At 63.6% G+C, this 20,631-nt stretch carries 14 protein-coding genes; 10 read left to right on the top strand and 4 right to left on the bottom strand.

The window, feature by feature from the left end; genetic code table 11:
• Positions 1-3 precede the first annotated feature (3 nt).
• From AC0Z42_RS09180 to AC0Z42_RS09170, 3 genes are read left to right on the top strand one after another with little or no spacing between them, the layout of a single operon-like run.
• Entirely contained in the window at positions 4-5,886 is a 5,883-nt protein-coding gene (locus tag AC0Z42_RS09180; RefSeq protein WP_485467919.1) for a tandem-95 repeat protein, read from the top strand.
• A gap of 24 nt (positions 5,887-5,910) precedes the next feature.
• Positions 5,911-7,278 (top strand): efflux RND transporter periplasmic adaptor subunit, encoded by a 1,368-nt coding sequence (locus AC0Z42_RS09175; RefSeq protein WP_485467918.1) that lies wholly within the window; start codon positions 5,911-5,913, stop codon positions 7,276-7,278.
• Positions 7,279-7,281: 3 nt separating this feature from the next.
• The gene (locus AC0Z42_RS09170) at positions 7,282-9,417 is read left to right on the top strand and encodes a secretion protein HylD (RefSeq protein ID WP_485467917.1); all 2,136 of its coding nucleotides are present in this window, start codon (positions 7,282-7,284) and stop codon (positions 9,415-9,417) included.
• A gap of 63 nt (positions 9,418-9,480) precedes the next feature.
• Here the strand turns inward: AC0Z42_RS09170 and AC0Z42_RS09165 are convergent, their stop codons facing one another.
• Together AC0Z42_RS09165 and AC0Z42_RS09160 are read right to left on the bottom strand one after the other, a co-directional pair.
• On the bottom strand, positions 9,481-9,858 hold the full coding sequence (locus tag AC0Z42_RS09165; RefSeq protein ID WP_485467916.1) for a hypothetical protein: 378 nt from the start codon (positions 9,856-9,858) through the stop codon (positions 9,481-9,483).
• Between the two features lie 282 nt (positions 9,859-10,140).
• A complete protein-coding gene (locus AC0Z42_RS09160; RefSeq protein WP_485467915.1) occupies positions 10,141-10,419 on the bottom strand; it encodes a hypothetical protein in 279 nt (92 codons plus the stop codon).
• A 153-nt stretch (positions 10,420-10,572) separates the two neighbouring features.
• Here AC0Z42_RS09160 and AC0Z42_RS09155 point away from each other — a divergent pair, with 153 nt between their 5' ends.
• The 5 genes from AC0Z42_RS09155 (at position 10,573) to corA (ending at position 14,987) form a co-directional block, all read left to right on the top strand.
• Positions 10,573-11,211 (top strand): GNAT family N-acetyltransferase, encoded by a 639-nt coding sequence (locus AC0Z42_RS09155; RefSeq protein WP_485467914.1) that lies wholly within the window; start codon positions 10,573-10,575, stop codon positions 11,209-11,211.
• A gap of 161 nt (positions 11,212-11,372) precedes the next feature.
• Positions 11,373-12,263: a TonB family protein gene (locus AC0Z42_RS09150; RefSeq protein ID WP_485467913.1), complete on the top strand. Its 891-nt coding sequence runs from the start codon at positions 11,373-11,375 to the stop codon at positions 12,261-12,263.
• On the top strand, positions 12,260-13,099 hold the full coding sequence (gene aroE, locus AC0Z42_RS09145; protein WP_485467912.1) for a shikimate dehydrogenase: 840 nt from the start codon (positions 12,260-12,262) through the stop codon (positions 13,097-13,099). Before AC0Z42_RS09150 ends, aroE begins: the two co-directional genes overlap by 4 nt.
• Positions 13,100-13,152: 53 nt before the next feature.
• Positions 13,153-13,830 carry a monofunctional biosynthetic peptidoglycan transglycosylase gene (gene mtgA, locus AC0Z42_RS09140; protein WP_485468166.1) on the top strand — a complete coding sequence of 226 codons (678 nt, stop codon included), beginning with the start codon at positions 13,153-13,155 and terminating at the stop codon, positions 13,828-13,830.
• A gap of 191 nt (positions 13,831-14,021) precedes the next feature.
• Positions 14,022-14,987, top strand: a complete 966-nt coding sequence (gene corA, locus AC0Z42_RS09135) for a magnesium/cobalt transporter CorA (RefSeq protein ID WP_485467911.1) — start codon at positions 14,022-14,024, stop codon at positions 14,985-14,987.
• Between the two features lie 23 nt (positions 14,988-15,010).
• On the opposite strand, the gene AC0Z42_RS09130 is transcribed toward corA, so the two are convergent.
• Positions 15,011-15,502 (bottom strand): nuclear transport factor 2 family protein, encoded by a 492-nt coding sequence (locus AC0Z42_RS09130; RefSeq protein WP_485467910.1) that lies wholly within the window; start codon positions 15,500-15,502, stop codon positions 15,011-15,013.
• Positions 15,503-15,639: 137 nt separating this feature from the next.
• Here AC0Z42_RS09130 and AC0Z42_RS09125 point away from each other — a divergent pair, with 137 nt between their 5' ends.
• Entirely contained in the window at positions 15,640-16,356 is a 717-nt protein-coding gene (locus tag AC0Z42_RS09125) for an HAD-IA family hydrolase (RefSeq protein WP_485467909.1), read from the top strand.
• A gap of 97 nt (positions 16,357-16,453) precedes the next feature.
• Positions 16,454-18,172, top strand: a complete 1,719-nt coding sequence (locus tag AC0Z42_RS09120) for a PepSY-associated TM helix domain-containing protein (protein WP_485467908.1) — start codon at positions 16,454-16,456, stop codon at positions 18,170-18,172.
• Here AC0Z42_RS09120 and AC0Z42_RS09115 read toward each other — a convergent pair whose 3' ends face one another.
• Entirely contained in the window at positions 18,173-20,629 is a 2,457-nt protein-coding gene (locus tag AC0Z42_RS09115) for a TonB-dependent siderophore receptor (RefSeq protein ID WP_485467907.1), read from the bottom strand.
• Positions 20,630-20,631 lie beyond the last annotated feature (2 nt).

The raw sequence follows: 20,631 nt of genomic DNA, 5'->3' as shown, positions 1-20,631 counted from the left end.
GCCATGAAAAATCCAGACCGCATCGTCATTGAAGCTTCCACCACACCAGCCGCGCCGGCCCGCCGCGCGCTCAAGCGCCGTGCTCCGGCGCCGCTGGTGCTAGAACAGCGCATCATGTTTGACGGTGCGGCGGTCGATACCGCCGCCGGCGCCAGGGCTGCCGCTGCCGAGCACGCTGCCGCCGACGGTGCGGCGGCCGAACGCGCAGCGGCGGAAAAAGCCGCTGCCGAGGTCAAGGTGCCGGCAGCAGTGGCGACCCCCGGCGAACAGCCGCGTCACGAGATCGTTTTTATCGAAGACAATGTAGCCAATTTGCAGCAACTGGTGGCCGGCGTGCGCGACGGCGTCGAAGTGGTGGTGCTGGACCATACCCGCGACGGCCTGCAGCAAATGCTGGACGCTTTGAAAGGCCATGCGCCGGTCGATGCGATCCACCTGGTCACGCACGGCTCCGCCGGCCAGATCGAATTGGGCAGCACCATTTCGGGCGCGAATATCGAGCAGTACCGCGACCAGTTCGTGCAGCTGGGCCAGTCGTTGACGGCCAATGGCGACTTGCTGATCTACGGCTGCGACGTGGCCGAAGGCGCGGCCGGCCTGGCCTTTGTCGATCGCCTGGCCCAACTGACCCAGGCCGACGTGGCCGCCTCGGTCGATGTCACCGGCTCCGCCGCCTTCCACGGCAACTGGACCCTGGAAGCGCATCGCGGCGCCATCGAAGCCGACACCATGGTGCTGGACCGCGCTGGCTGGCAGGGCGAGCTGGCAGTCGATACCGTGTATGACGCCAAGTGGCAGCCATTGAACTTCAATGGAACGATCGGCACTGGCCTGACCAGCATCAGCGGTAGTGGCACAGGCAAGTTGGACGGTGATGTCATGCGCTTCAACAGTGTTATTACCATCAACGGCCAGGCTGTTGATGCGGTGGTGACCACTAAGCTGGATCGCGCCACTATCAGCGCTTACGATTCGATCGACAATCCATCAACCACAGGTGCTGCCTATTTCCAGCCCAATCTGAACGTCACAGCCGGCGGTGGCGGCGCCACGTTTACCATCGATTTCTATAAGGCCGGCACCTATACCGGCGCCGGTACCGGCACTGCCGTCACGTTGCAGAACGTGGCCGTCAACTCCTATGACATCGACGGCGTCAGCTCCAGCAATACCGACCGCCAGTACCAGCAGTTCAAGGGTTTTTCGCGCTATGAACTATCTGTCAATTCACAGCTCGTACCCACCACCCAAACCGACGGTTCGGTCACGTTCCAATATGTGGCAGCAAGCGGTTTTAATAATCCTTCTAGCACGATTACAGGTGATGCCTATCGCGTCAAGGTTTATTATGATTCGATGAGTTCGTTCCAGATTAAATCTGGCAGCAATGCGGTAGGGACGGGAACCCTTGATGGCAGAGCATATTTTGCACTTGACTTCAGTGTAGGTCCTGACTGGAAGGGTGACACCAACAAAGTTGAGACCCCTGCGGCCAATATCAAATACAGCACCACCAACTTCACCGAAGCGGCCGCCAATGACGGTTCGTTTACGATGACGTCGACCATCACCCTGGCCAACGGCAGCTTCAGCGGCAGTGATGGCGCGGCGCTGTCCGGCGTGACGTTTTCCAATACCCCGGCCGGCCTGACGGCGGAAATCACGCGTACCAGCGCCACCACCGCCACCTTGAAATTCACCGGCAACGCCACCGCGCACGCCAATGCGAATGACATCAGCAACTTCGGCGTCAGCTTCGGCAATGGCGCCTTCAGCGGCGTGGCGGCCAGCGCGGTCACCGGCGCCGCACGCGCCGATATCGTGGTCGACTTTGCCGACCCCGCCGCCAATAATGCGCCGACGGCATCGGGCAGCACCATCACGACGGCGGAAGATACCGGCAAGTCCGGCTCGCTGCCGGCCGCGACCGACCTCGATGGCGATACCGTCACCTACGGCAAGGGCAGCGACCCGGCGCATGGCGCGGTGGTGGTCAATGCCGACGGCACCTACACCTATACGCCGGTGGCCAACTACAACGGCGCGGACAGCTTTACCTATACGGTCAGCGACGGCAAAGGCGGCTCGAAAACCTACACGGTGGCGATCACCGTCGCGCCGGTCAACGATGCACCGGTCGGCAGCGGCACAACGATCAGCACGGCGGAAGACACGGTCAAGACCGGCACCCTGCCGGTGGCCACCGACGTCGATGGCGATACGCTGACCTACGGCAAGGGCAGCGACCCTGCGCATGGCACGGTCACCGTCAACCCGGACGGCAGCTATGTCTACACACCGGTCGCCAACTACAACGGTCTTGATAGCTTTACCTACACCGTCAATGACGGCAAGGGTGGCAGCAATACCTACACGGTGGCGATCACGGTCGCTCCGGTCAATGACGCGCCGGCCGGCAGCGGCACAAGCATTACCACCAGCGAAGACACGGTCAAGACCGGCACACTGCCGGTAGCCACCGACGTCGATGGCGATACGCTCACCTACGGCAAGGGCAGCGACCCTGCGCACGGCACAGTGACGGTCAACGCCGATGGCACGTATGTCTACACGCCAGTCGCCAACTACAACGGTCTTGATAGTTTTATCTACACCGTCAATGACGGCAAAGGTGGCAGCAACACCTACACGGTGGCGATCACGGTCGCGCCGGTCAATGATGCGCCGGTCGGCAGCGGCACGAGCATTACCACCAGCGAAGACACGGTCAAGACTGGCACCTTGCCGGTGGCCGCTGACGTCGATGGCGATACGCTGACTTACGGCAAGGGCAGCGACCCTGCGCATGGCACCGTGACGGTTAATGCCGATGGCACGTACACGTACACGCCGGTGGCCAACTACAACGGCGCCGACAGCTTTACCTATACCGTCAATGACGGCAAGGGCGGCTCGAACACCTACACGGTGGCGATCACGGTCACGCCGATCAACGATGCACCAATCGGTAGCGACACGACGATCACCACGGCTGAAGATACGGTCAAGACCGGCACACTGCCAGTGGCAACGGACGTCGATGGCGATACCGTTACCTACGGCAAAGGCAGCGACCCTGCCCATGGCACGGTGGTAGTCAACGCCAACGGCACCTACATCTATACGCCGGTGGCCAACTACAACGGCGCTGACAGCTTTACCTATACCGTCAATGACGGCAAGGGCGGCTCGCACACCTACACGGTGGCGATCACGGTCACGCCGATCAACGATGCACCAGTCGGTAGCGGCACGACGATCACCACGGCTGAAGATACGGTCAAGACCGGCACACTGCCAGTGGCAACGGACGTCGATGGCGACACCGTTACCTACGGCAAAGGTAGCGACCCTGCCCATGGCACGGTGGTAGTCAACGCCAACGGCACCTACACTTATACGCCGGTGGCCAACTACAACGGCGCCGACAGCTTTACCTACACCGTCAATGACGGCAAAGGTGGCAGCAATACGTACACCGTGGCGATCACGGTCGCGCCGGTCAATGATGCTCCCGTGGCCGGCAACGACGCCATCACCCTGGACGAAGACACCGTCAAAGCAGGCACCCTGCCGGCGGCAAGCGACATCGATGGCGACGCCGTTACCTATGGCAAGGCGACCGATCCTGCGCATGGCGCGGTGGTGGTCAACGCTGATGGTAGCTACACCTATACGCCGGTGGCCGACTACAACGGCTCGGACAGCTTCACCTATACCGTCAATGACGACAAGGGCGGCTCGAACACCTACACGGTGGCGATCACGGTCACGCCGGTCAATGATGCCCCCGTGGCCGGCAACGACGCCATCACCCTGGAAGAAGACACTGTCAAGACCGGCACCCTGCCGGTGGCAAGCGACATCGATGGCGATGCCGTTACCTATGACAAGGCGACCGATCCTGCGCATGGCGCGGTGGTGGTCAACGCTGATGGTAGCTACACCTATACGCCGGTCGCCAACTACAACGGCACCGACAGTTTTAGCTACACTGTCAGCGACGGCAAGGGCGGCAGCAATACCTACACCGTGGCGATCAATATCACCGCCGTCAATGATGCACCGGTCGGCAGCGGTACGACCATCACCACGGCGGAAGACACGGTCAAGACCGGCACCTTGCCAGTGGCAACCGATGTCGATGGCGACACGCTTACCTACGGCAAGGGCAGCGATCCAGCGCACGGCACGGTGGTGGTCAACGCCAACGGCACGTATGTCTACACGCCAGCGGCGAACTACAACGGCGCGGACAGCTTCACCTATACCGTCAATGACGGCAGGGGCGGCTCGAACACCTACACGGTGGCGATCAATATCACCGCCGTCAACGATGCACCGGTCGGCAGCGGCACGAGCATCACCATCAGCGAAGACACGGTCAAGACCGGCACCTTGCCGGTGGCAAGCGACGTCGATGGCGACACGCTTACCTACGGCAAGGGCAGCGATCCTGCCCATGGCACGGTGACGGTCAACCTGGACGGCAGCTATGTCTACACGCCAGCGGCCAACTACAACGGTCTTGACAGCTTTACCTACACAGTCAATGACGGCAAGGGCGGCAGCAATACCTACACGGTGGCGATCAATATCACCGCCGTCAACGACGCGCCGACCGCGTCCAGTGCCACCGTCACGGTGGATGAAGATGCGGTGCTGTCGGGCTCGCTGCCGGCGGTAGTGGATGTCGATGGCGATAGCGCGACGTATGCCAAGGCGGGCGACCCTGCCCATGGCACGTTGATCGTCAATGCCAACGGCAGCTATGTCTACACGCCGGCGGCCAATTACAACGGCGCCGACAGCTTCAGCTATACGGTCAGCGACGGCAAGGGCGGCAGCAGCACCTATACCGTCAATATCACGGTCAACCCGGTCAACGATGCGCCAGTCGCGCCTGGCAGCGTGCCGACGCCGGCCAACCTGTCCGCCGGCGTGGCGATGCCAACGCTGACGGTGCCGGCCTTTACCGACATCGACAACGCCTCCCTGAACTACACGGCCACCCTTGCCAACGGCAGCGCCTTGCCGGCCTGGCTGGTGTTCGATCCGGCCACGCGCACCTTCAGCGGCACGCCGGCCAGCGATGCCGCCGGCACCTACACGGTGCTGGTGCGTGGCGGCGATGGCACGGCGTCGAGCAGCGTCGCCGTCAACTTCACCGTGTTGCCGCTGCCGCAGCAGCCGGTGATCGCACCGGAGCCGGTCAACGTGCCGGCCCCGGTGGTGGTGGAAGCGCCGCCGGCGCCGGCGCCATTGCCGGAGGCCATCCTGCCGCCGCTGCCGATCTTCGTGCCGACACCGGATATCGTCGACACGCGCATCAACGCCGCCGCGCCGTTCAATATGGGTGGCAGCGACGCGACGATACAGCTCGATGGCCGCGGCATCCGCGCCGCCGACCTGTCGAACGCAGAATATCGCCGCAGCGCCGCAATGAGCGATCTGTACACCGACAACAACGGCTTCCGCACGGTGGTGGCGAAGGCGGAAAATCCGGCGCTGATGCTGTTCCAGGGCGTGCCCGACCAGTACGCCGAGAGTGGCCGTGCGCTGGTGATGACGATCCCGAGCGACGCCTTCGTGCACACCCAGGCCGACGCCGTGGTGCGTTTGGCCGCCACCATGCAGGATGGCCGTCCATTGCCGTCGTGGGTGCAGTTCGACGCGCAGACCGGCAAGTTCACCGGCGAGGTACCGAAAGGCCTGGTGGGCGAACTGCGCGTCAAGCTGACGGCGCGCGACATTAACGGCCATGAAGCGACGGCGCTGTTCCGCATCAACGTGGGCCAGGCGAAGAACGCCATGGGCAAGAGCGGCTTGAGCGAGCAGTTGCGCCAGGCCAGCGCGGTGAATGCGGCGTATCGCGCCAGGGCGTAAGTGATGGCATTACAAGGTTAGAAGATGGAAAACACGCAACAAAACAGTTCCGGTCCGCTGGCAACGCTGCTCGACATGGCGCACCGCGCGCGCCATGTCGGCGAGCGGGTCGAACTGGATTTCTTGGCCGTCAACGGCAGCCATGCGCTGGCGCCCTATCGCCAGGCGGCGCTGTGGTTCGAAGACCGCAAGGTGTGCGCGCTGTCGGGCGTGGTGCAGATCGAAGCCAATGCGCCCTATGTGCAATGGCTGGAGCGGCTGTGCGCGCAAGCGCCGGTCGGTGCACTGACAGCCGTCGATTTCGACGGCGAGGTTGCCGCCGAATGGGCCGAGTGGCTGCCGGCTTACGCCTTGTGGCTGCCGCTGCCGGCCACCGAAGGGTTGTTGCAGTCGCCACGCGGCGGCTTGCTGCTGGCGCGCGATACCCCTTGGCTGGAGCATGACATTTCGCTGCTGACGGAATGGTGCGACGTGCTGCGCCATGCGTATGCGGCTGTCACGAAGCCGGCGTCGTGGTCGCCGTTTGCGCTCAAATCGCGCTGGAAGAATCGCATGGCGCAGGAAAAAAGCGCGGCCTTGCCCTGGTGGCGGCGGCGCAAGGTGCAGGTGGCGCTGGGCGTCGCGGTATTGCTGTGCATTCCCGTGCGCCTGACCATCCTGGCGCCCGGTGAACTGGTGCCGGCCAATCCGGCCGCCATCCGCTCGCCGCTGGAAGGCGTGATCGAACGCTTCCATGTAAAACCGAACCAGATGGTCAAGAAGGGCGATCCGCTGCTGGACTTCGACCAGGCCCAGCTCGATAGCCGCTACCAGGTGGCCAGCCAGGCGCTGGCCACGGCCGAAGCGGAATACCGCCAGTCGCTGCAGCAGGCGCTGACCGACAGCAAGTCGAAGGGCTTGCTATCTTCCCTGCAGGGCAAGATCGAGGAACGCCGCGCCGAAAGCGAATTTTTGCATGGCCAGGCCGAGCGCGCCCGCATCGTCGCGCCGCGCGACGGCATCGCCCTGTTCGACGATCCCAGCGAATGGATAGGCCGGCCCGTGATGACGGGCGAGCGCATCATGCGCATCGCCACGCCGAAAGACGTGGAGGTTGAAGCCTGGCTGGGCGTGGGCGACGCGATTCCGCTCGAAGCGGGTGCCGAGACCAGCTTGTACCTGGGCGCCAGCCCGCTGCAGGCGGTGACGGCCAAGGTCCGCTATGTATCGTATGAAGCGCTGCCGCGGCCGGACGGCAGCTATGCCTACCGCGTGCGCGCCACGCTCGACGGTCCCACCGACCACCGCGTGGGCCTGAAGGGCACCGCCAAGCTGACGGGGCGCTGGGTGCCGGCCGCCTACTGGATCATGCGCCGGCCCATGGCGGCGATCCGCCAGATGGTGGGGCTGTAAGTCTTGGACAGTTTGCTGCCACGCCAGTTCGAGCACCTGCGCCTGCCGCCGCTGCGCGAGGAACTGAGCCTGCACGCCGGCCCCGCGCTGGCGACCGGAGAACCCAGCTACACGCTGGAAGACCCGGTGCGCAACCAGTTCTTCCGCATCGACTGGCTGACCTTCGAGGTGCTGCGGCGCTGGGCGCTGGGCAGCCCGCAGCAGGTGCTGCGCGATATCGAACAGGATACGCCGCTCGATATCGGCTACGGCGAGATCGAATCGGTGCTCGGCTTCCTGGACCAGAACCAGCTGCTGCAGCCAGATCCACTGGCCTCCGTGAAAACCATGGCCGCGCGCCACAAGGCGCAGCGGGGCGCTTGGTACACGCAGCTGCTGCACAGCTACCTGTTTTTCCGCATCCCGCTGGTCAAGCCGGACCGCTGGCTGACGCGCGTGGCGCCCTCGTTCGAATGGATATTTTCGAACACCTTTGCGCGCCTGACCCTGCTGGCGCTGGTTATCAGCGGCGTGCAGATCTACCGCGAATGGGGCCGCCTGGGCAGCATGCTGATGGATACCTTCACGCCATCGGGCCTGGCCTGCTACGGCCTGGCGCTGGCTGGCGTCAAGTGCGCGCATGAACTGGGCCATGCCATCACGGCCAAGCGGCGCGGCTGCCGCGTACCGACCATGGGCCTGGCTTTCCTGGTGCTGTGGCCGGTGCCCTACACCGACACCAACGACGTCTGGCGCCTCAATAACAAGCACCACCGCCAGCAAGTGGCGGCGGCCGGCGTGGCGACGGAACTGATTGTCGCCATCTGGTCGTCGCTGGCCTGGGCCGTGCTGCCCGACGGCGTGCTGCGCTCGATCGTGTTCCCGCTGGCGACCACCACCTGGATCGCCACCTTGGCCATTAACGCCAGCCCCTTCATGCGCTTCGACGGCTATTTTGTCGTCTCCGACTGGCTCGACATGCCCAACCTGCATGGCCGTTCGTTTGCGCTGGCGCGCTGGGATTTGCGCGAGCGCCTGTTCGGGCTCGGTGCGCCGCCGCCCGAGTACTTTCCGCCGCGCCGGCACTGGGGCCTGATCCTGTTTGCCTGGGGCGTGTGGCTGTACCGATTGACGCTGTTCCTCGGCATCGCGGTGCTGGTGTATCACTTTTTTATCAAACTGGTGGGGATCTTTTTGTTTGCAATCGAAATGAGCTGGTTTATTTTACGCCCGCTGGCGACCGAACTGCGCGTCTGGCGCAAGCTGTGGCCGCAGATCAAAACCACCCGCCGCACGCGCCGCACCGCCTGGCTGGTCGGCCTGGCCGTGCTGCTGTTCGTGCTGCCCTGGCCCACGCGCGTGCAGTCGAGTGGCGTGCTGCGCCCGGCCGAAGTGTTCCCCATCCACGCGCCCGAGCACGCCATGCTGTCCGCGCTGCCGCTGCGCGACGGCGCCAAGGTCAAGGCTGGCGACGTGATGATGCAGTTTGCGGTGGCCGAAAACGCCAGCCAGCGCCAGGGGCTGGAAGCGCAGATCGACAGCCTGCGCTGGCGCAGCGAAGGCGCCGGTTTCGACCTCGAACAGCGCGCGCAGAGCATGGTGCTGCGCGAGCAGCTGGCCAGCGCCGAAGCCAAGCTCGACCTGCTCAGGGAACAGGCCGCGCGCTACGCCCCCGTTGCGCCATTCTCCGGCACCTTGCGCGATATCGACAGCGAACTGGCGCCCGGCGTGTGGGTCGGCAAAAACGAGCGCGTGGGCGTTTTGGTCAGCGACAAGGGCGAGGAAGTGAGCACCTATCTCGACGAAGACACGGTGCGCCGCGTCGCCATCGGCGACAGCGCGCGCTTCTATCCGGACGGCCTGGAAGGCCCGTTCGTGCGTCTGGTGGTCAGCGGCATCGACCAGGACGCCACCCACGTGCTGCCCAGCGGCATGTGGTCGGCCCAGCACGGCGGTTCCGTCACGGCGCGCGACAAGCAGGGCTACTGGTTCCCCGAACACGCCGTCTACCGCGTCAGCTTCAAGGTGACGCAATCGTCGGGCGAACTGGCCGGCCGCAGCTGGCGCGGCAAGGTGGTGATCGCCGCCGACTGGGAAGCGCCGGGCGCGCGGCTGGTGCGTGGCGTGGCGGCGCTATTGTGGCGGGAGGCAGGGTTCTGAGAATATGGCTGGGAACAGGATGCATGGACGGCTGGTCAAGTGAACGAGGATCACTCATGATGTTCATGTGCTGATATCAAGGCGCCTTATCTCGAAATCGACGTACCCCTTGCATGGTGCGTCCATCTCGATGATAAATCCCTGTACCTCGACCAGACCTTCCTTTTGATCGATCACGCGGCCTCGCCCTCTGTACGAGTAATGTCCGCTACGTTCGATCCACTCCGTGGACAAGGCCTCTTTTTCATCTTCCGGCCAGTCGGGCAGGTAGGCGGCAAGCACATCAGCGTCCAGCACCGCCAGTCGATTGTCGATCACATCGCCAGCTTTCAAATGACAAGGGTGACAAAACGCGGTGACCTCGCCTTGGTCGCTGCGCAGCGTAACGGATGCCGCTTCATCCTCTGGCGGATCGACCAGAACCACAGTGAGCTTGTTCATTTGTTCAGGAAACCTTGGCAGGTCAAAGGGTGGAGATCGCAGCTGCTTCTTTGCTGAAACCGATCGTTGCTCATGCATCACGTTATACGCTGGCGGGCATCTGCGCCGCGACTTGCTGTAACTGTGGTGTTGTTGTCAATGCCGGATCACATCAGCGTGCCGCAGCTGGAGGGGCGGAGGGTGCCCGTGCCGAGTTCGCGCCTTTCACCTGCGCCCAGATACTGTCAGCAAGTCGATATTCCAGCTTCTTTTGATAATGACCTATGCCACCATATTCGACTGTCAGCCAGATGCAATCGTGACCGGCGATACCGCCCACCAGCCTGCGCATCGGTACGGAATCATCGATGATGACGTCACTCGATTGAATTTTCCGCCGATATTCGCAATACCTTGCGTGCCGGTCTTGTCACGTCCCAGTGAATCCAGGATCTGAGCAGGCAGTTCGTCCAGCGATGTCACGGCCTTGCCGTTGGTGACATCGCAGTGCAATTCCTGCGCGCAGGCTTGGGCGGAGAAGGCTAGCGTTAATATCAGCAAGGCAGCATACTTGAGATTCATTTTTACACTCTTTCGTGAGACGTACCGTTCGGGTTTGCCTGCTGTTGGCCAGGGGTGTCACTTTGTCACACCTAGTGTACGGCGCGCCTCGCTCGCACTGCAAGCATGGTTTCTTGCGATGTGGGCAGCAGCGATGAATCACGGAGCCTTCTGATGGGAGTACTGCACCTGATGGATACTCACCTGCTAAGCGCCTGGCTGAGCGCCCGCTCGATCGCGCGCGATTTGCCCCTGCCGGTGCTTGACCATGGTGGCTGGCGCGTGGACACCGGCTTGCCCGATGAGCTGCGCCGCCATGTCTTTGCCCATCCTGACCAGGCAATAAGCACGTTGGCCAGCACCATCAGCTCGCCGCATATCCTGCTCAAGCTGTGCGGCACGGGTGAGCAATTGCTGCGGCTGTTGCCGCCGTGCTGGCAACTGCTCCAGGACCGGTTTTTCATGACCCATGAAGGCGCTCTTGCCGCGCCAGGCCTGCCTGCCGGCTACCGCCTTGACGTCGTGACCACCGACGCCATCAGCGTGGCGCATATCCGCGCGGAAGATGGCAGTATTGCCGCCAGCGGCCATGCCGTGGAAGTTGGCGGCGTGTTCGTGTTTGACCGTATCGTGACGGAACCGGCTCATCGTCGCCGCGGTCTGGGCCGGGCCATCATGGCGGCTCTCGGTGACAGGCAACGCTCAGGCAGCGCGCGCCGTGTACTGGTGGCGACCGAAGACGGGCTGGAATTGTACAAGAGCCTGGATTGGTGTGTCCTATCGCCGTATTCGACGGCCGCGATGGCTTGCTGACCTGGCGCGTCACCATCTGGCGCGGACAGTTTTTATCGGACGTACAATGAATTCCTGGCGTGGCCGGCCGCTTTCCCCCCACCCCGCACAAAAACCGACGGTAGCCGCAGCGCTTTGACGTAAAATTCACCATTTCCCGACGTCATGGACCTGCTGCCAGCGTGAAGCTTATCTTCTTACAACACCGTTTCCTGGCCATCGCTGTCGCCGCTTCGCTGCTGGCGCATGGCGCCCTGCTGGCGGTGCATTTTGTTGCTCCGGCGCCGCAGCGCGCCGTGGCCACCGATCCTGGCCTGGAAGTCATCCTGGTCAATGCCAAGCATGCGGCCCAGCCGCTGAAGGCCGAGGCGCTGGCGCAGGCCAATCTTGATGGTGGCGGGCAGGCCGACAAGGGCCGCGCCAAGTCGCCGCTGCCGGACATGCGCAAGGTGGAGGAGGGCGACAGCACCAAGGCCAGCGCGCGCCGGATTACGGAACTCGAACAGAAACAGCAGGAGCTGCTGACCCAGGCGCAGAAAGCCACTCCCTACAGCGCCGCGCCGGTGACGGAAAAAGACAAGCCCAACCCGACGGCGACAGGTTCGGACCTGCTGGAAAGCAGCAAGGCGATTGCGCGCATGGCGGCCGAGATCAGCCAGACGGTGGAAGACCAGAACAAGCGTCCGCGCAAGACTTTCATTACGCCCAGCACGCAGGAGGTCGGCTATGCCATGTATTACAAGACATTGCAAAAGCGCATCGAGGATATCGGTACCTTGAATTTTCCGCAAAAAAATGGCCGCAAGATGTATGGCGAGCTGGTGGTGTATATCCCGATCTTCCAGGACGGCACGATTTACCAGAAAGAAGGCGGCATCCGCGTCGAGAAAAGTTCGGGCAATCCGGCGCTCGATGCGGCGGCCGTCGCCATCGTGCGCCGCGCCGCGCCATTCGGACGTTTTCCGCCGAACATGCTGTCGAGCGACAAGGACGACCTGTGGGTTGTCATCACCCGATTCAAATTTACCCGCGAAGAAAAAATGGAAGCTAACCTGACAGGCGGCGGCAATTGAGCACCGACATTCAAGCCGACGCATATTGCGTGTTCGGCAACCCGATTGCCCACAGCAAGTCGCCTGCCATCCATGCCGCCTTTGCGCAGCAGACGGGCGAAGCCATCGTCTATGAACGCCGGCTGGCGCCGCTGGACGGTTTTGCGCTGGCGGTGCGCAGTTTTGCAGCCGAAGGCGGCAAGGGCGCCAATGTGACGGTGCCGTTCAAGCTCGACGCCTGCGCGCTGGCCACCGAACTGACGCCGCGCGCGAAAGCGGCCGGCGCGGTCAACACCTTGCGCTTCGATGGCGATGTCATCCTTGGCGACAACACCGATGGTGCCGGCCTGGTGGCTGATATCGTGCGCAATGCCGGCGTGGCCATTGCCGGCAAACGCGTGCTGCTGCTGGGCGCCGGTGGCGCCGCGCGCGGCGTGGTGCTGCCGCTGCTGCAGGAGCAGCCATCGGAACTCTTTATTGCCAACCGTACCGTGGCTACGGCGCAGGCGCTGGTGGAACAATTCCAGGACGCCGTGCCGGTGGACTGCACCGTGCGCGCGGGCGGCTTCGAGCAGCCCGATGGCGTGTTTGATATCGTCATCAACGCCACTTCGGCCAGCCTGGCCGGCGACTTGCCGCCGGTGCCGGCCACCGTGTTTGGCAGCCACACGCTGGCGCTGGACATGATGTATGGCGCGCAGCCCACCGTCTTCATGGATTTTGCTGCAGAACATGGCGCGCAGGTGCGCGATGGCCTGGGCATGCTGGTCGAGCAGGCGGCCGAAGCGTTTTTCGTGTGGCGCGGCGTGCGCCCTGACACGACGGACTTGCTGGCGCTGATGCGCGGCGCGCTGTGAAGGCGGCGAAAAAAGGCGCGCGCAAGGGCGCGTCCTCCAGCCGCTACGGCTGGATCAAATGGCTGTTCATCGTGCCGGTGCTGGCCTTTGTCGTGGTGCAGCTGTATTTCTTTTTGCAGATATGGTGGTGGGTCGACCATAACCCGGCCAGCACCGCCTTCATGCGCGAGCAATTGTCGAGCTTGCAGGAAAAGAATCCGAAGGCCGTCATCCAGCAGACCTGGGTGCCCTACGAGCGCATCTCGAACAATCTGAAGCGCGCTATTATCGCCTCGGAAGACGCCAATTTTTCCGAGCACGAAGGCATCGATTGGGAGGCCCTGCAAAAGGCGTATGAGAAAAACAGCAAGAAGCAGAAGGTGGTGGCCGGTGGCTCGACCATTACCCAGCAGTTGGCGAAGAATTTGTTCCTGTCCGGCTCGCGCAGCTATGTGCGCAAGGGCCAGGAGCTGATCATCACCTATATGCTGGAAAGCCTGATGGACAAGCAGCGCATCTTTGAAATCTACTTGAATGTGGTGGAGTTCGGCCGCGGCACCTTTGGCGCCGAAGCGGCGGCGCGCCATTATTACCGCACCAGCGCGGCCAGGCTGAACGCCGGCCAGGCTGCCAGGCTGGCCGTGATGCTGCCCAATCCGCGTTATTACGACAGCCATCGCGACACCGGCTACCTGAACCGGCGCACCGGCGTGATTCTGCGCCGCATGGGCGCGGCCGAGTTGCCACAGTGACCGGCGTGTTCGAATAGGCAAGCATGTCAGAAAGACAGCGTGGTATGGATGCTGCGCCGCACTATTTCGGTGAAAAAGGGCGGCGCGGGGGTGGTCGTGAAAAGGGCTTTGCGAGTACACTTGCGCTGTTTTGATTTCTGGCGCCAGCGCCACACCCACCACGATAACCCCACATCCGGCTGAGAGCGCGCATGATCAATGTCTTTGTATTACAGAATGGCCGGCTCAACCAGGTGCCGATCGACAGCCGCGCAGACCTTGAAAATGCCGAACCGGTGTGGGTCGACCTGACCGATCCGACCGATGATGAACGGGCCTGGGTCAAGGCAACCTACAACGTTACCTTGCCGGGCGAAGACGAAGTCAAGGATATCGAGGCGTCAGCCCGCTACTACGAAGCGGAAAACGGCGACCTGCATCTGCGTACCGATTTCTTGCTGGAAGAAGACGACGGCCCGTCGCGCGTGATCACGGTGGCCTTTATCCTGGCGCGCAAGATTTTGTTCTCGATGCATACCGACGACCTGCCCGTGTTCCGCCTGGTGCGCATGCGCGCCCGTTCGCGGCCCGGTTCGATCGCCGACTATATGGACGTGCTGCTGGACCTGTACGCCACCGACGCCGAATATTCGGCCGACGTGCTCGAAGGCATCTACCAGAACCTGGAAGAAGTCAGCACGCGCGTGCTGCAAAAGGAATTTACCGATGCGCACGCTGCCGAAGCGCTGAACGCGATTGCCCACGAGGAAGACTTGAACGGCCGCATCCGCCGCAACATGATGGATACGCGCCGCGCCGTCAGCTTTTTGATGCGCGGCCGGCTGCTCAATTCCGAGCAGTTCGAGGAAGCACGCCAGATCCTGCGCGATATCGAATCGCTGGACGGCCATACCTCGTTTTTGTTCGACAAGATCAACTTCCTGATGGACGCCACCGTCGGCTTCATCAACATCAACCAGAACAAGATCATCAAGATATTCTCGGTGGCCAGCGTGGCCTTTTTGCCGCCGACCCTGATCGCCAGCGTGTACGGCATGAACTTCAAGTTCCTGCCGGAACTGCAATGGACCTTTGGCTACCCGTGGGCCTGGGGTTTGATGATCACCAGCGCGATTGCGCCATTTTTATACTTCCGCCATCGCGGCTGGTTGAAGTGAAGAAAGGGCCTTGCGGCCCTTTTTTATTGCGGCTGCGCCGGCCGCTTCGGCGCGATGCCCGTGTACTGGGCCGACATCAGTTTCCAGGCCGCTCCTTCCTTGACCGCCACATAGCTGGCGCGCATCGCCATCTGGCGCTGCTGTCCGCCGGCGTTGACCGAGATCGCCAGCCTGCCGATCAGCACGGCCGTGCCGCCCGTCACGCGCACCAGTGGTTCCTCGACCGTGATGACGGGGGTGGCGGTCTTTTTTTCCGGCGCATAGAAGGCCAGCATTTTTTCGCGCGTGTCGACTTCGCCCATCGGCGACACTTCCACGTAATTGTCGGCCGTCAGCGCGGCAAGGGCAGGCACGTCGAACTGGGTCTGCGCCGCCACGTGCTGGCGCACCAGGGTCAAAACATCGGCCGCGTCGTCGGCCGCCAGCGCCGGCAGTGCGACTGTCGCAGACAGCGCAAACGCGGCAACGGCCGAAATCAGCGATAATCGATGGTTTTGCAAGCAGTTGTGTTTCATGGCATGGGTTCCGGTTGGGTCTGATTCAATCGATCAGAACAAACTGAAGTATGCCGTGGATGTAGAAAAAAGCAACAGCTTGCGTGCCGAAACCATCCACGTCATCGCTCCCTGATGGCGTACCAACTGGAGCATGCATGCCGGACGCCGTGACCAATCACTTTCCTTACACCCACCTGATCAGCGACTGCGATGGCGTGCTGATCGACAGCGAAGCCGTGGCCCTGCAGGCGCTGCTGGACCTGCTGGCGCCGCGCCTGCCGAATTTGCCCGCAGGCGTCACCCTGCAAGGCCTGATCGAACCGCGCCTGGGACTGCGCCTGGTGCCGCTGATCCATGATATTTACGCGCAGCTGGGCTTGCCGCAACTGCCGGAAGACGAAGTGCTGGCCATCGGCCACGCCGTCAATGTCATGTGTGACACGCACCTGAGCGCGGTGCCCGGCGTGGCGCAGGCGCTGGCCGCGATCGACCTGCCGAAAGCGGTCGCCTCGAACAGCGTCAGCGAGCGCGTGCACGCCGCCTTGACCCGCACCGGCATGGTGGACCTGTTTGGCGGGCGCTACTTCACGCCCGACCTGGTCGGCCACGCCAAGCCGCATCCGGGCCTGTACCTGGCGGCGGCCGCCGCCTTTGGCGTGCCGCCGGCGCAGTGCCTGGTGCTGGAAGACAGCGTCACCGGCGTCACCGCCGCTGCCGCCGCCGGCATGACAGTGCTGGGCTTTATCGGCGGCGGCCATATCGCTGCTGGCCAGGAGGAACGGCTGAAGGCGGCTGGCGCCAGCCATGTGTTCAGCGATATGGCCAGCTTGCCGGCGCTGGTGACCGCCATCGTGGAAGGCGTGGCCGTGTAATTTCTGGCCGGGAGTGGTTCCGGCTTTTACGGTTTCATTCGATTCCTTCGTCAAGGCGCCCGCGCGCCACCGATGAACCGATGAAAGCCACCATTCCATGCCATTGCACCACTCCACCCGCTACCGCCTTGGCGTTGCTGCGCGCCTGCTGGCCGCCATCGCCGGCGGCTATGTCCTGACCGCCGCCATTACCTGGCTGCTGGCCGTGTTGCTGCCGGCGCGCCGCGTCGACGCGGTGATGACTTCCACCTTGCTGTCGTTCCTGGTCTACGCCGCCATCATCCTGTGCGTCTTCGGCAAGCGCGGCCACTGGCGCCAGGCCATGGCATGGCTGCATACCTGGTCCGGGCTGTTCGTCTGCTGGCTGCTGTTGATGGTGTTCATGAGCGGCACGGCCTCGTACTACCGCGATGAAATCACGCTGTGGATGAAGCCGGAACTGCAGGCCGCTGCCAGCGCTGCGCCAGTGCCGCCGGCGCAGTCGGCGCAGTCGGCGCTGGCCTATTTGCGCCAGCACGCGCCCGACGCCACGCGCTGGGTGATCGAGCTGCCCAGCAGCCGCCAGAGCGCGCTGGCGGTCAGCTGGGTCGACCCGAAGTCGGTGGCGAAAAAGCGCCGCGCGCGCCAGGAGCAGTTGCTGCTGGACCCGGCCAGCGGCATCGAACTGCCGGCGCCGCGCGCCACCGAAGGCGGCGACTTCCTGTTTCGCCTGCATTTCGATCTGCACTATATGCCGATCGTTTGGGGCCGCTGGATCGTCGGCATCGCCGCCATGGGCATGCTGGTGGCCATCCTCAGCGGCGTCATCACGCACCGGCGCATTTTCAAGGATTTCTTTACCTTCCGGCCGCGCAAGGGACAGCGCTCATGGCTGGACGCGCACAATGCGCTGGCCGTGCTGGCGCTGCCGTTCCACCTGATGATCACCTATACGGGGCTGGTGACATTGATGTTCATGTATATGCCGGCGCCCAAGCAGGCGCTGTATGGCGGCGACCAGAAGACCTGGCTCAAGGAGGCGTATCCGCAGACGGCGCGCAAGGTCACGCCGTCGGGCCAGCCTGCACCGTTGACACAGCTGGCGCCGCTGCTGGCGCAGGCTAGCAGTCGCTGGCAGGGTGCGGCCGTGGGGCGCATCGTGATTGACTATCCCGGCAACGCCAGCGCCACCATTGCGGTTGCGCGGCAGGCGGGGCAATCATTTTCAAATATCGAGCCGGTCGTGCTGTTCCAGGGCGCCACCGGCCAGCTGATCGGCGTCACCGATTACGACGCCATCACGCCGTCGGAAGCGCGGCGCGCCATGTATGGCTTGCACCTGGGGCGCTTTGCCGATCCGCTGCTGCGCGCGCTGTTCTTCTTGTGCGGCCTGGCCGGCTGCGCCATGGTCGCCACCGGCGCCGTGCTGTGGGGCGTGCGCACGCGCGCGCAGGCGGTGAAAGCCGGGCGCATGGGCTTTGGGCTGCGCCTGGTCGAAGCCCTGAATATCGGCGCGATTGCCGGCCTGCCGATCGCCTTTGCCGCGTTTTTCTGGGCCAACCGGCTGCTTCCGCTGGCACTGGCACAGCGCGCCAAGCTGGAAATCGCCTGCTTCTTCGGCGCCTGGGCGCTGGCGGCCGTGCTGGCACAAATCCGCCCGACGCGCGCCATGTGGCGCTGTCAATTGTGGCTGGGAGCGGGATTGTGGTGCGGCTTGATGCCGTTGACCCTGGCGACCACCGCGGTGGCGCTGGCGGGTTTCGACTGGGTGGCGCTGGTGGTGGGGCTGCTGCTGGCGGGAGCGGCAATGAAACTGAAAAGCCGCCCCCGGGCTTGATCAGTACTGGCCGCGTACCGTCAGCATCGCGCCGCGCGGCGCGCCATAGTAGTAACCGGGACCATACTCGCGGATCTTCTCGTAGTACACCTTGTCGAACAGATTGCTGACGTTCAGCTGCGCCTGCAGGTTGCGGCTGATGCGATACGAAACAAACGCCGAGGCGGTGGCATAGCCGCCCTGGCGCGCAAACGCGGTGCCGCTCTGGCTGGTGATTTCGCTTTGCAGGTTGACGCCGCCGCCGACCGACCACGCATGCAGCTCGCTGGGCAGGGTGTAGCTGGAGAACAAACGCAGCAAATGGCGCGGCGTGGTGGTGCGGATCGCCTTGCCCGTATTGCTGGCCGTGTCGCGCAGGTTTTTCGTGTTGTTCAGGGTATAGCCGGCCGACAGGTTCCAGTTGGCGCCGACCTGGCCCGACACTTCCGCTTCCACGCCACGGCTGCGCTGTTCACCCTGGGCGACCTGGCAATAGCCGTTGCTGTACTCGGGCAGGCAGGGGTTCGGTGAACTCAGGTCATCGACGCCCTTGCCGTTCTGCTCCAGCTGGAAGATGGCCAGGTTGGTATTGAGTTTTTTATTGAAAAATTCACCTTTCACGCCAAGCTCGAGATTGCGGCCGGTGATCGGCGCGAGCGCCTTGCCGGTTTTTTCAAACGCGCGCTGCGGCGTGAAGACGTCGGCGTAGCTGCCGTAGACGCTCAGGTTCTGGTTCAGCGCATACAGCGCTGCCACATAGGGCGTCAATTCCGCGTCGACGCTGTAGGCGCCGGCGCGGTTGTTCGGCTTGTAGTCCCACCAGCTCATGCGTGCGCCAAGTATCAGCGTCAGCGGGTCGCTGACGCTGAAACGCGCGGTCGCATACGCACCCTGTTGCTCGGTCAGGTTTTTCACATAGGTGCCGGTGAATGCCGGCATGGCCGGCATGGCCACGTTGTACGGGTCCCAGGTGTAAGGATCGAGGCCGGTCATCGACGGCAGGCCGGCCAGGGTGGCGCAGGAGCCGGCGGTCGGTTGCGCATAGTCGCGCGAGCCGTTGGCGCCGACCACCAGTTCATGCTGGCGGCCCAGCAGGGTGAACGGGCCGCTGGCGTACAGGTCCCAGCTGGTCTGCTGGGCGGTGTAGTCCTTTTCGCCGCAGCGGCTGATCTGGTAATTGATTTTCGAGGGGTCGCGCGCATTGCGCGAGATCAGCGTCTGCACATAGCCGTCGGCGCCATTCATGCGCTTCATGTTGATGAAGGCGAAGCTGGCCTTGGCGCTCCAGCCATTGCCGAACTGGTGTTCCAGGCTGGCGAAAGCCTGCTTGTTTTCGCGGTCCCAGTGGTTTTCCGAGGAACCCAGGTAGGTGTCGCGCGAAAACTGCATCGGGCTGCCGTCGATATTGGCCAGCAGGTTGCCCCAGGCGCCATTGGTTTTCAGGGTCGACCATTCCAGGCCGGCCAGCAAGGTGGTGGCCGGCGCGATGTCCGCTTCGACTACCGCATACAGCACGCTTTTGTCGGACTTGCGGGCTTTCTGGAAATGGTGGCGGCGGTCTTCCACCGCCACCACGCGCCCGCGCACGCTGCCCGAGGCGTTCAACGGCGCCGACACGTCTGCTTCGGCGCGCCAGGTATCCCAGCTGCCGACTGTGGCCGCGCCCGAGGCGGCAAACTGCGCCGTGGGGCGCTTGCGCACCAGGTTGACGGCGCCCGAGGGGCTGCCGGCGCCGCGCATCAGGCCGGCCGCGCCGCGCAGCACTTCGGCGTGGTCCAGCGTGGCCATGTCGGGCTGGATATAAAAGCCGTTGCCGCTGCCCGGCGTGATGGCGGCGTTGCCGTCGAACTGCACGTTGGTGATTTCCTGGCCGCGCGCGTAATAGCCCACGCGCTCGGAATCGGTATTGAACACTTCGATGCCGGGCGTGCTGCGCAGCACGTCGGTCAGGTCGCTCAAGCCCTGGTCCTCGATCTGCTGGCGCGAGATGATGGTCACGCTGTGCGGCGTTTCGCGCAGGCTGGCGTTGTTTTTACCCAGCGACAACGCGCCGCCGCTGTAGGCGCCGCTGCCTTCGCTGGTGCTGTCGCGCGCGCTGACCACGCTGATGGCGGCCATGGTTTTCAAGCCGGTGGCGTCGACTTGCGCTGGCGGCGCGGCGCGGCGCAGGGTATAGCTGCCGTCGCCATTGCGCAGCGCTTCCAGGCCGCTGCCGGAAAGTAGCTGCGCCAGGGCGGCGTCGACGCCATGGCTGCCTTGCAGGCCGCCGCTGGTCTTGCCATTGGCCGGTTCGGTGCTGCCGGCCAAAAGGATGCCGGACTCGCCGACAAAGCGCGCCAGCGCGGTGCTCAATGGGCCGGCGGGAATCTGGTAGGCGCGGACTGGCGCAGCTTGTTGGGCGTACACCGCGACAGGTGCCAGAAAAGCACCGAGGGCGCCGGCAACGGCCAGGCGCATCAGGTAGGAGGAGTTGGACATGG

The sequence above is a fragment of the Janthinobacterium sp. 1L-D-8-B-C4 genome (genome assembly GCF_057291295.1).
The sequence above is the reverse complement of the archived record's forward strand: the minus strand, read 5'-3'. Positions and strand labels throughout refer to the sequence as shown.